This is a genomic window from Bacillus sp. PK3-067, assembly GCF_056738645.1.
In genome coordinates, this window is record NZ_CP096490.1 from 4,725,159 (window position 1) to 4,737,335 (window position 12,177).

General features: G+C 37.0%; 14 protein-coding genes and 1 riboswitch. Of the genes, 8 read left to right on the forward strand and 6 right to left on the reverse strand.

From position 1 onward, the window contains the following. Nucleotides 1-10 precede the first annotated feature (10 nt). A complete protein-coding gene (locus tag M1D73_RS24350; RefSeq protein ID WP_001261641.1) occupies nt 11-1,153 on the forward strand; it encodes a glycosyltransferase family 4 protein in 1,143 nt (380 codons plus the stop codon). A gap of 281 nt (nt 1,154-1,434) precedes the next feature. Here the strand turns inward: M1D73_RS24350 and M1D73_RS24355 are convergent, their stop codons facing one another. Both M1D73_RS24355 and M1D73_RS24360 read right to left on the reverse strand, forming a co-directional pair. Continuing rightward, nucleotides 1,435-2,037, reverse strand: a complete 603-nt coding sequence (locus M1D73_RS24355; RefSeq protein ID WP_000049596.1) for a molybdenum cofactor guanylyltransferase — start codon at nt 2,035-2,037, stop codon at nt 1,435-1,437. Then, a complete protein-coding gene (locus tag M1D73_RS24360; RefSeq protein ID WP_000117124.1) occupies nt 2,034-2,543 on the reverse strand; it encodes a MogA/MoaB family molybdenum cofactor biosynthesis protein in 510 nt (169 codons plus the stop codon). Before M1D73_RS24360 ends, M1D73_RS24355 begins: the two co-directional genes overlap by 4 nt. Nucleotides 2,544-2,779: 236 nt before the next feature. Between M1D73_RS24360 and M1D73_RS24365 the strand changes: the two genes are divergently transcribed. Both M1D73_RS24365 and M1D73_RS24370 read left to right on the forward strand, forming a co-directional pair. Beyond that, nucleotides 2,780-2,959 (forward strand): hypothetical protein, encoded by a 180-nt coding sequence (locus tag M1D73_RS24365; RefSeq protein ID WP_000424797.1) that lies wholly within the window; start codon nt 2,780-2,782, stop codon nt 2,957-2,959. A 71-nt stretch (nt 2,960-3,030) separates the two neighbouring features. Further along, the gene (locus tag M1D73_RS24370; RefSeq protein ID WP_000464126.1) at nt 3,031-3,555 is read left to right on the forward strand and encodes a GNAT family N-acetyltransferase; all 525 of its coding nucleotides are present in this window, start codon (nt 3,031-3,033) and stop codon (nt 3,553-3,555) included. 41 nt (nt 3,556-3,596) lie between these two features. On the opposite strand, the gene metK is transcribed toward M1D73_RS24370, so the two are convergent. Further along, a complete protein-coding gene (gene metK, locus M1D73_RS24375; protein WP_000163123.1) occupies nt 3,597-4,796 on the reverse strand; it encodes a methionine adenosyltransferase in 1,200 nt (399 codons plus the stop codon). A 169-nt stretch (nt 4,797-4,965) separates the two neighbouring features. After that, a riboswitch (SAM riboswitch) is annotated at nt 4,966-5,087 on the reverse strand. A 228-nt stretch (nt 5,088-5,315) separates the two neighbouring features. Between metK and pckA the strand changes: the two genes are divergently transcribed. After that, nucleotides 5,316-6,902 (forward strand): phosphoenolpyruvate carboxykinase (ATP), encoded by a 1,587-nt coding sequence (gene pckA, locus M1D73_RS24380; protein ID WP_000108802.1) that lies wholly within the window; start codon nt 5,316-5,318, stop codon nt 6,900-6,902. A 350-nt stretch (nt 6,903-7,252) separates the two neighbouring features. Here pckA and M1D73_RS24385 read toward each other — a convergent pair whose 3' ends face one another. Further along, complete coding sequence (locus tag M1D73_RS24385) at nt 7,253-7,636, reverse strand: ATP synthase subunit I (RefSeq protein ID WP_000624926.1); 384 nt, start codon at nt 7,634-7,636, stop codon at nt 7,253-7,255. A 279-nt stretch (nt 7,637-7,915) separates the two neighbouring features. Between M1D73_RS24385 and M1D73_RS24390 the strand changes: the two genes are divergently transcribed. Next, entirely contained in the window at nt 7,916-8,137 is a 222-nt protein-coding gene (locus M1D73_RS24390; RefSeq protein WP_000639042.1) for a hypothetical protein, read from the forward strand. A 28-nt stretch (nt 8,138-8,165) separates the two neighbouring features. Here the strand turns inward: M1D73_RS24390 and M1D73_RS24395 are convergent, their stop codons facing one another. Both M1D73_RS24395 and M1D73_RS24400 read right to left on the reverse strand, forming a co-directional pair. Next, nucleotides 8,166-9,071, reverse strand: coding sequence for a DMT family transporter (locus tag M1D73_RS24395; RefSeq protein WP_001255411.1), 906 nt, complete (start codon nt 9,069-9,071; stop codon nt 8,166-8,168). A gap of 263 nt (nt 9,072-9,334) precedes the next feature. Next, nucleotides 9,335-9,658 (reverse strand): iron-sulfur cluster biosynthesis family protein, encoded by a 324-nt coding sequence (locus tag M1D73_RS24400; protein ID WP_000289570.1) that lies wholly within the window; start codon nt 9,656-9,658, stop codon nt 9,335-9,337. A 165-nt stretch (nt 9,659-9,823) separates the two neighbouring features. Between M1D73_RS24400 and M1D73_RS24405 the strand changes: the two genes are divergently transcribed. From M1D73_RS24405 to M1D73_RS24415, 3 genes are all read left to right on the forward strand, one after another. Continuing rightward, on the forward strand, nt 9,824-10,000 hold the full coding sequence (locus tag M1D73_RS24405) for a hypothetical protein (RefSeq protein WP_168732375.1): 177 nt from the start codon (nt 9,824-9,826) through the stop codon (nt 9,998-10,000). 32 nt (nt 10,001-10,032) lie between these two features. Further along, the gene (locus M1D73_RS24410; protein ID WP_208755755.1) at nt 10,033-10,953 is read left to right on the forward strand and encodes a Nif3-like dinuclear metal center hexameric protein; all 921 of its coding nucleotides are present in this window, start codon (nt 10,033-10,035) and stop codon (nt 10,951-10,953) included. A gap of 140 nt (nt 10,954-11,093) precedes the next feature. Beyond that, nucleotides 11,094-12,083: a collagen-like domain-containing protein gene (locus M1D73_RS24415; RefSeq protein WP_121868478.1), complete on the forward strand. Its 990-nt coding sequence runs from the start codon at nt 11,094-11,096 to the stop codon at nt 12,081-12,083. The last annotated feature ends 94 nt before the right edge of the window (nt 12,084-12,177 follow it).

Here is a 12,177-nt window from a genome sequence, read left to right on the forward strand (position 1 = left end):
GAGTGATATGATGAGAGTCGCCATTTTTACCGATACTTTTACGCCACAAGTTAACGGGGTTGCGAAAACGTTAGAGCGATTAACACGATATTTTCAGAAAGAACAGATCGCCTATTCTGTTTTCGCCCCTCAGCATACAGCTGAAGATAATTTTGTAGCGAATGTGAATAAGATGAGAAGTATCCCGTTAACAATATTATATCCAGAATGTCGTTTTTCTTTTCCTACTCCACGTATTAAACGGGAACTACTTTCCTTTAAACCTGACATTATTCACATTGCCACACCTTTCAACATGGGACTTTGTGGATTGTATTATGCAAAAAAGTTAAACATCCCAGTTGTCGGTTCTTATCATACTGATTTCGATGCCTATTTACGTTATTACAAAATCGAATTCCTCTCCAATATGCTTTGGAACTATTTAAAATGGTTTCATAGTCATATGCAAAAAAATTTTGTACCTTCCTTTGAAACATTACATCAATTAAAACATAAAGGCTTTCAGACCCTCTCTATATGGGGACGTGGTGTAGATTGCACACTCTTTCATCCAGCTTACAATACAGACCTATTCCGAAAAAAATATAATATTACAGCGAAGTACGTCCTTTCCTACGTTGGACGAATTGCTCCTGAGAAAGATATTGATACGTTGCAAAATCTTATCGTTAAATCAGCACATACTCGAAGCGACATTCATTGGCTTATAGCAGGAGACGGTCCTCTAGCAACAAGTTTACGTGAAGCTGTTCCGAAAACAAATATCACTTTTACTGGCTATTTACAAAGTGCAGATTTAGCTGAAGCATATGCTTGTTCTAACATAATGGTATTTCCATCAGCTACTGAAACATTCGGAAATGTCGTACTTGAATCACTCGCATGCGGTACACCTGTTATTGGTGCAAATAGTGGCGGGGTTAAAAATATTATTACAGATGGAAAAACGGGAGTTCTTTGTCCGCCTAAAAATGAAGATGCATTTCTATCATCCATTTATTTTTTATTACAAAATGAAGAAAAACTTGAGCAGATGGGAATAGCAGCTTCCTCTTTTGCGAAATCAAAGAGCTGGGATGAGATCTTTCGTGGCTTGCTTAACCAATATGAAGAAGTCCTTCAGCATAACGCATCAGAGTTGCTTGCTTAAATAGAAAAACTCCCTTCAAAAAAACGAAGGGAGTTTATTACATGGTCATAAATTTTAGTTTAATAAATGATACATAAGGTTAAGCATTGTTTTATTTCTATATTAATTATATCAAAAATAAACATAACTAAACAGACTTGTAATAAAAACCCATAAAAATTAATATATGGTTATACAGTATTTTAACTGTATAATGATTTTAAGAATTCCCCTTAAAATCAACTTACTCACATACCTTTATACAGCAATTGTTCCCCAATTCTGTATATCAAAAAAACCTTTCATTCATTTGAAAGGTCTTTTTGAGCCTGCACATATTCTTCTTTCGTATTTACATTTATAAACCAATCCGCATTCGCTTGTACATCTTCTCCAGAAACATACTTCACATTACATTGTGATAAAAGCTGCCCCATACTTCTTTTTTCTTCCTGAAGTAAAGCATAAATCTTTTCTTTCACGCGGTTATGATACGCCGCAAGTAGCGGTTGTTTTCTTCCATTAATAATAGGTACAACCGCATCATATTCATTGTTCGTTTGCTCTAGTAAAATGGTAAACCATTCATGCGACACGTTTGGTGCATCGCAAGGCATAATAGCGTACCAATCTGCTTCTATGTATTCCATTCCTGATACAATGCCGGCCAGCGGTCCATTCCCTTTATAGTGCGGAATGTCTTCTATAACAGGTACTTGTACGAATTGCTCTACTCGCTCTTTTATATCAGTATGGCTAATTACTACAATGTCTTGCAAAGTATTTCCCATCACTTTCACAATATGCTCAACAAAAGTAGTTCCCTTCCAAATTGCTAACGCTTTCGGCTCACCGAATCTACTCGACATACCACCTGCTAATACAATTCCAGCATACTTACTCATTGGCGATGCAGCTCAAATGTAATATGACCTAATTCCGGTAAAATTAATTTATTCATCGCAAGGCGAACCGCTCCGCTAGACCCTGGCATCGAGAAGACTACTTTGCGCCCAATTGTACCACCAATCGCTCTACTTAACATTGCGCTGCTTCCGATATCTTCTAAATAACTAATCATACGGAACAGCTCACCAAATCCAACAATTTCTTTATCTAATAACGCTGATACTGCTTCAATTGTGACATCGCGTTTCGTAATACCAGTACCGCCATTTGTTAATACAACATCTACATCTTCCTTATGATAACCAGCTAACACTGCTTGCTGAATACTTTCTTTATCATCTTTTACAATTTCATAAGAAGTTACTTTATGTCCCGCTTCTTTTAACAATTCATGTAATAGTTGTCCGCTCTTATCTGTTTCTTCCGTACGTGTATCGGAAATCGTCACGATCTTGCAACGCACTTCTTTTGGAGCTTGTTTTTTATGTTCAGTTACACTCATTTTTTATCTTTCCTTTCTTAAAGACTTTTCTTCATTTTATCATACATACCTTTACACAATTATGTATGAAGCCAATCATGCGCCATGATACAATATAAGTATACTAACCCACAAAAAGGAAAGTGCCCTTTCTTATACTCCTAGACTACATATCTTTAGCTACTCTTTATATTTTCTACATAATAGAATTCAATTTTAAAACTTGTACTAAAAAATAAATTGGAGGTCTACATAGTATGGAACTTTATAAAAAATTAACAACAACATTTATCCTCTTATTCATCGCTTCAATCACTGTCGGCTTTTCCTTAAAAGGCGCAATTCCATACGCTACATTAGTAAGCATTATATTCGCGACACTATTTTTACTAAGTAGTGCCTTTTGCGCAGGTAAAGCACGTCAAATGAAAGGTTGATTACATATGTTCCAGAAGAAATCAATCCTTTGTAAATCATGTGAAAAGGAAATACAAAAGGAGGACTTACATTGTTTGAATCAAACCGTATCCAGTTACGAAAGTTTTCCGAAGATGATATTCTAACATATTATAAATGGCATAATGATATAGACGTTATGAGTTCAACTACGCTCACTCTTGATAAATATTCCCTTCAAGACACAGAAAAACTTTGCCAGCAATTTATTCATTCTTCGGACTCTAAGAGCTATATCATTGAAGAAAAATCTACGCATCTTTCAATTGGTATTACTTCTTTAATTCATATTGATTCGTATAACCGAAACGCTGAATGTATTATTGATATTGGTAACAAGGATTACTGGGGGCAAGGTTATGGGAAGGAAGCTTTCACCTTATTATTGGATTATGCATTTTTAGAATTAAATTTACATCGCCTTTCTTTACGAGTATTTTCTTTTAACGATAGAGCAATTAAATTATATAAATCACTCGGTTTTCAACATGAAGGAACTTGTAAAGAAGCTATATTCCGCAATGGCAATTGGCATGACATTGAACTCTTCGCTTTATTCCAACGTAATTATAAATAAAAAAAGCTTTGCGCTCACCGCGCAAAGCTTTTTTTCATATATTATAGACCAGCTTGCTCTTTTAAAGCTGCTGCTTTGTCTGTACGTTCCCATGATAGATCTACATCAGTACGTCCGAAGTGGCCGTAAGCTGCTGTTTGTTTGTAAATTGGGCGACGTAAGTCTAGCATTTTAATAATACCAGCTGGGCGAAGATCGAAGTTGTTACGAACTAGCTCTACTAGTACGTCTTCAGATACTTTACCAGTGCCGAATGTATCAACTGAAATTGATACTGGTTGTGCTACACCGATTGCGTATGCAAGTTGTACTTCTGCTTTTTCAGCAAGACCAGCTGCTACGATGTTTTTCGCAACATAACGAGCTGCATATGCTGCAGAACGGTCAACTTTCGTTGCATCTTTACCAGAGAATGCACCGCCACCGTGGCGAGCGTATCCACCGTAAGTATCAACGATGATTTTACGTCCTGTTAAACCAGCATCACCTTGTGGTCCACCAATTACGAAGCGGCCAGTTGGATTAATGAAGAATTTCGTTTCTCCATCCATTAATTCTGCTGGTACTACAGCTTTAATTACGTGCTCTTTTAAGTCGCGATCGATTTCTTCCCATGTAACATCTGGGTGATGTTGTGTAGAAATTACGATAGTATCAACACGTACTGGTTTACCATTTTCATCATACTCAACTGTAACTTGCGTTTTTCCATCCGGACGTAAGTATGATAATGTATCATCTTTACGTACTTCAGTTAAACGGCGAGCTAATTTGTGAGCAAGCGAGATTGGAAGTGGCATTAACTCTTGTGTTTCATTACATGCGAAACCAAACATTAAACCTTGGTCTCCTGCACCAATTGCCTCAATCTCAGCGTCAGTCATTTGACCTTCGCGTGCTTCTAGCGCTTGGTCAACACCCATAGCGATGTCAGCAGATTGCTCATCGATAGATGTTAAAACTGCACAAGTTTCTGCATCGAATCCGTATTTTGCGCGTGTGTAACCAATGCCTTGAATTGTTTCACGAACGATTTTTGGAATATCTACGTAAGTAGAAGTCGTAATTTCCCCCGCTACCAATACTAAACCAGTTGTTACAGTTGTTTCACAAGCTACACGTGCATTTGCGTCTTTTGATAAGATCGCATCTAAAATTGAATCAGAAATTTGGTCACAAATTTTATCTGGATGTCCTTCAGTTACAGACTCAGATGTGAACAGATGACGTTTTTTTGTCATGTGGTAAACCTCCCTACAGTAATTGTATATATTGTACGGAACTCATCCTTAATTTGCCACAAACTGCGACATACATTTATTCTCCCACACAAGCATACAGAAAAACCTTTCCTACTTTACATAGAGGAAAGGTTTAATTTGCTACTTGCATACTGCTTTTTGCCCTTCGCTCTTATCGTTCGAGACCTGTAGCCTCGCACAGGTTTTAGCACCTATTCACCTGTATTTACCACTACAAGTGAGGTTGCTGGGCTTCATCGGGCCTGTCCCTCCGCCAGCTCGGGATAAGAGAGTATCCGTCCCAACCTATACTAAAGAAATGATATTCATTTGTCAATTAATATTCACATTTTCCTGAAAGTTTTTCTCAATACGCCTGAAATGAAATATTAATAGGGAAATAATGCATTCACACAAACAAAAAGAAATAAATAGTATACATTATTTATATAATTGTGTTATACTCTTGTTGGGGATTACGAGAAATATTTCATTAAATGAAAAGGATGGTATATAAATATGAGTACTGTGAATGTCCAAATTGGTTTACACGAATTATTGAACGGAAGCAATGCACAGATTCAACTAAGTGTTCCGCAATTAGTGGAAAAAGTATTAATGCGAAATGAAGGGAAATTAACTTCTACTGGTGCCGTTTCTGCTTCAACTGGAAAATATACAGGACGTTCTCCTAAAGATAAATTTATTGTGAAAGAAGCATCGGTTGCTGACAAAATTGCTTGGGGAGCTGTGAACCAACCGATTTCTGAAGAACATTTTAATAAATTATATACTAAAGTTTTAGAATACTTAAAAGAAAAAGAAGAGTTATTCGTCTTCAAAGGATTTGCAGGCGCTGACCGCAATTACCGCCTACCAATTCAAGTTATTAACGAATATGCATGGCACAATTTATTTGTACATCAATTATTCATTCGTCCAACTGAAGAAGAATTAACAACTCATGAATCAGAGTTCACAATTGTTTCTGCACCGAATTTCAAAGCTGATCCAGCTGTTGACGGTACAAACTCTGAAGCATTCATTATGGTTTCATTCGAAAAACGTATCGTACTAATTGGTGGTACAGAATACGCTGGAGAAATGAAAAAATCAATCTTCTCTATTATGAACTTCTTATTACCTGAACAAGATATTCTTTCTATGCATTGCTCTGCAAACGTAGGTGAAGAAGGCGACGTAGCACTATTCTTCGGTTTATCTGGAACAGGTAAAACAACATTATCTGCTGATCCAAACCGTAAACTAATCGGTGATGATGAGCACGGTTGGTCTGATAACGGTGTATTCAATATTGAAGGCGGTTGCTACGCGAAATGTGTAAACCTTTCTCACGAGAAAGAACCACAAATTTTCGATGCAATCACATTTGGATCTGTTTTAGAAAACGTTATCATTAATGACCAAACACGTATCGCCGACTACAACGATACTACTTTAACAGAAAATACTCGTGCTGCATACCCTATGCATGCGATCGACAATATCGTACTGCCAAGTGTTGCTGGACACCCAAATACAATTATTTTCTTAACTGCTGATGCATCTGGCGTATTGCCTCCAATCAGTAAGTTATCAAAAGAGCAAGCTATGTATCATTTCTTAAGTGGTTACACTAGTAAACTAGCAGGAACAGAGCGCGGCGTTACTTCTCCGCAAGCTACATTCTCAACTTGCTTCGGTTCACCATTCTTACCACTTGATGCATCTCGCTATGCTGAAATGCTTGGTGAAAAAATCGAGAAACACGATGCGAAAGTATTCTTAGTAAACACTGGCTGGACTGGTGGCGAATACGGCGTTGGTAAACGTATGAACTTAGGTTACACTCGTGCAATGATTCAAGCTGCATTAAACGGTGAACTTGCAAAAACTGAAACAGCTAAACATGATATCTTCGGTCTTGAAGTTCCACTTCACGTACCAGGTGTACCTGACGAAGTGTTAATGCCTGAACAAACTTGGGCTGATAAAGCTGCTTACAAAGCAAAAGCAATCGAACTTGCAAATGAATTCAAAGCTAACTTCAAAAAGTTCGACAGCGTATCTGAAGACATTATTAACTTAGGCGGTCCAATCGCTTAAATTAAAACTTTCTGTTGGAATAACCCTTTACTCATATGAATAAGTGTCGTGTAACCGTAAAGTTTCGCGTACTCACCGACAAAACCCAATGCGGCTTAACGGTTACACACACTTACATAAAAAAGAAGCTTACGTGAAAACGTAAGCTTCTTTCTATATCTTATATAAAGTGAAACGCTAATCTCTTCATCTGTGACCTAGATTATAAAATTACAGCTTCGAATATATACATTATATCCCTACTCACTACATCTCTCGGGTTTCACATCGTATGGGGCTAAAAAAGGCCCTGACCGCTTCTATTCGTGACTGGATCATCTATTCCATCTAAAAAGAAGTCTTTTATCTTTTTAGCTCTTTGTTAGTTCTTTCTCATCTTTCATGCTATAGTAACCTAAATTCACAACGATTAAGAAATACCCACCCATAATCCCTACTGCAAACGCCCACATAACCATGTGGTGCTCAATTTCGTACATAATAATAGCACCCAAAATGGCAGCTGCAAAACGGTTAAACATACCGAGTGTCGGTGCTTTCGTCTTCTTTACAATACTATCTCCAAGCTTCTCAATTCTTCTGCCTAAAAGCCAAACGCAATACATACTTACAATAAGCCCAATTCCAGCGCCTAAAAAGTGTGCTGAAAACGGTGTTAACATCCAACCTAGTAACAAAATACCTAGTATATAATACGATTGGATTTTAAATGATCTTAGTGACATACTAATCATGCTGTACCTCTCTTCATTAGTTCTTATCTATCCAACAAAAAATTTCTTTCAAATTCATATTCCTTACATTCATTTCATTCAAATTAAAAACAACATAAACAGTATGTTTATGTTGTTTAAATGTTTTTAGAAAATAATATTATACAAGATTTCAAACATCATATTCTCATATTTTGTGACGGTTTTTCAAACTTTTTTCGTCCATTTATGAAAAAAATGATATCAATCTATGAACATACGGATATGATGTAATAAGCACACAAATAAAGGGGGCGTCTAATGATTTATTTTTTAATGGCTCTCATTCACCTCATTATCCCTGCACTTATTGGACTTTCATTGTATTGGTACACGAAAAATCATAGCATTTTTTACGCTGTCCTCGGTGTTCTTCTTCCAGGTATTATTCTTATTACACTCTTCCGTATTCCATTTTTAAACTTAATTCCACTTATTACTGCTATCTTGTTTCTCATCTTCTTACCAAAAATAAAAAAATAGGAAAGCAGATCATAGGTGATCTGTTTTCCTATTTTGATATAGGTTCCCCTGCAATAGAATGAACTTTTACTTTCTCCGATTTCACAAACCATAGACCGACAAAAATGATAATTCCACCGATGATTTGTTGAAACGATACATATTCATTTGCCCAGACAGCTGCAAATAGAACCGCTACAAGCGGCGTTATATACATATATACCATCGTATGTGACGCCCCAATTTTTTGAACACCAACATACCACATTACTAGACCAAATACTGTTACAAAGAAAATAGAATATAGTAAAGCAAATAGTGTCATTCCGTGAGTAATGTGAAATGGCATGACAAACACATGTGGACCACTTAACAATAATAGCGGAATCGCACCCACTAATGCAGACCATGCAGTAACACGTAATGCTGAATATTTTTTAATTAATGGTCCTGCTAAAACAGGATAAAGCCCCCAGCATATTGATGTAATAAGTCCAATTCCATTGCCATAAAAAGAACTAGTAAGTGAATGTCCTGCTACTAAAACTAAGGCTGCACCAACAAAGGCAGTCATAGAACCGATTAACTTTCGAGAAGAAAACTTTTCTTGTTTCAAGAAAATCGCAAATGCAGTTGTAAAAATAGGTGAAATAGAAATGAGTAAAGAGGCATTTGTAGCGGATGTATATTTGACAGTTTCCATAAATAACGTTTGATACAGTACAATACCTACAACGCTAACGATAATTAATCTAGGTATATCCGTTCGCTCCATATAAACCGACTTTTCAATACAAAAGGTAAGGAGTAACAGAAGCGGTGCCGCCGCCATCATACGAAGTGCAGTAAACTCAATTGCTGTAAATTCTAAAAGTCCATACTTCGCAATTGTATAGTTAATCCCCCAAATAATAACAACACTTAAAATTAATAACTCAATTCCCCATCTTCTCATGCGTATCCCCTCCGCAAAGAAGATTATACAGAAAATTCAATCACATGTACATTTCATTATGTGAAAAAATCTTTTTATTATATGAAACGTTTTGGTAAATGAAATTATATCGGCGCAACTCCATTTATATCGGCGATTTCCCAAATATATCAGCGCAACTCCATTTATATCAGCGATTTTTTCAATATAGCGACTTATCGACAATAATAGCGACTTATAAAATAAAAAAAGTGAGTCCAAAATACATTTTGGACTCACCTTTACTATACTCGAACGTGTAATTTCATATTTGGATTATAAAACTGGCTTGGGCTCTTCAACTGAAAAGTTCCTCCACCTTCATGCCAATCAACCGTTAACTTATCGTCCATAAATACAAGCTTTGTACGATCAGCGATAAAATTCATTGTGCTTGATTCAATATCCACATCGCGCTCATCTTTCTCTGCTACAGCTACTAAATCGATGATTCCGCTCATAACACAACCGCAACCTTCATTATCATAAAATAACTTTATATATTTCGCTTCACTTGGAATCGTATCCATAATCTTTTTATATGCTGCTTCTGTTACAGTAACGTACATATGTTAATCTTCATCCTCTCTTCTCTTATCATTCATATATTGTATCATCATTTTTCTTAAAAGTTATATACAGAAAATTAAGACTAATATACAATGTATGTGATAAAGTTTCAGCAATCGAGCTTTTATGAGTAGTTCATGCAGGAGAAAGGATGTTTACTATCTGTGTTCAAACTACAACGATATCCCATGTTATTAGGTGTATTTAGTAGTTTCTTCATTTCTAGCGGAATGCTATTACAGCATGTACTTCCCTATTCTCCTTCTATTAGCTGGATTCTAGGTTTTATTTGTTTCCTATCCGCTTCTTATTTTGCTACGAAGAATCCAAACAACTCATAAAGCAAGAATCATCTTAAGGAGGATTATAAAACATGCCAGCCTTAAAAAAAATAGAGCAATCACTCGATCACTTATTCCAAATTGAAAAATACGGAAAAGATAGTGCCTTTAGTCGATTTATCCCAGCCGTATATGATCCTATCAAATTTCCTTGGCAACAATTTTTCGAAGCAAATTTTGTAGATTTATTTAACGGCCTTATGATGCACGGATCTGAAAATGTAAACAAAGTATTTTTAGCTGTATTCCCTACAGATGACGTTCTTGAAACATTCATTTCACAATCCACACCCGGTGATTTACTCTTTATGCATCATCCCCTTGTAATGGAGTGCGGTGATCCGCTTGGAAGATCAGGCCGCGGTTTCTTACCAATTCCTGAAAAATATTTGCAAGGAATAAAAGAAAAACAACTTTCTATATATATATGTCATGTACCAATGGATTTTCATCAAACACATGGAACGAGTATTTCAATTGCAAAAGCATTAAACGCTACTGTAGTGGACGACTTTGCATATGGAGGTCCAGAACAAGAACCAGTTGGCCTTATTTGTGAAATAGATGAAACATCAACAGAAGCACTCCAAAAACATCTAAAACAACTCTTCCAGATTCCTTACACAGACTTCGAAGGTAAACGACATGATTCCATCAAAAAAATCGCAATTATCGCTGGATGTGGCGATGTCGTATCTTTAATGAAGGAAGCAGAAGAAAAAGGTGCTGAAGCATATATTACAGGAGAAATCCATTGCCATATCGATAATGATTACGGCAGACATAAATACTCGCTCATTATGGATTATGTAAAAGAAACGAATATGTCTCTGATTGGTGTGTCACACTCTGCCTCTGAATATTTAGTGAAAGAGACATTGATGTATGATTGGTTTAAAGAGAATTTTGATGTGGATGTTATTTTACTTCCTCAGGAAAAATGGTGGCTCTAACACTACTTAATTCTCCTCCCGCTATCTTTTGAAATCTAGACACAAAAGACGATCTGCCACACAAAATTATAGAATTCATAATATATATATTAGTTCTATTTTAAAAACTAGATTTTGAAAATATAGAAAGGAGAACATATATGTACCCACGTAATTTTTTTAGTTGCGATGGCAGACGCAACAGCGGTTCTAACGGAAATACTGGACCCACGGGGAACACTGGACCCACGGGGAACACCGGACCCACGGGGAACACCGGACCTACGGGGAACACCGGACCTACGGGGAACACCGGACCCACGGGGAACACTGGACCCACGGGGAACACTGGACCCACGGGGAACACTGGACCCACGGGGAACACCGGACCTACGGGTAATGCTGGACCTTCCGGAGCTGGTTTCCAAAGTACTACCACCTTTAGTCTAGCAGCGGCTCCCAACTATAAAAAAGGACAAGTTGTCACTTATACGGGCAGTGGCTATGTTGTAAAAAAAGATGCACCTCAAGGGTTTCCTAATATATCTCCAGATTATATCGTATTAGTAGAAAGTGGACCTACCGGTAGTACCGGGCCTACCGGCATCACTGGGCCTACGGGGAACACTGGACCTACGGGGAACACCGGACCTACGGGATCTGCCGATAGTGCTTCAGCAAAAAGTATTGTTTTTCAAGGAACAAATGCTGGTTTTCAACGTATAGCGGGTTCTCCTGGAATTGACTCCAATGTTATTCCATATGTCACTGCTGGAGCCGGTAGTATTGTCGGCTTTTCTGCGTCTATAAATATAAATAATTTACCTGCTGCTATTTATACGATTAATATTTGCAGAAATGTCCCAACAAACCTCACAACCCCTTCTTCTAGCTACATCCTATCTACTATTACCTTAACTACTACTGACAAAATTACCGGAACTATGGTATTTTCCATTAAACCAACGGATAGCGGAGCAGGACAAATTCAAGTATTTAATCCTACTCCGGCAGTAGGTCCCGCTACTGTAACTTGGACTAGTATTACAACTGGAAACCCAGTTGCAAGAGGAGATGCTATATCCCTTTATATTACCCCTGGAATTACTGCAAGTGCTGTATATTCTATTTTTCTAATTACTGATATATAGCAATTCATTTCATAAAAAAAGACCCGAAATTCGGGTCAACAAATAGAAATATAAATGAACTACAACAAATAACAGACAAAGCCATTATATATTT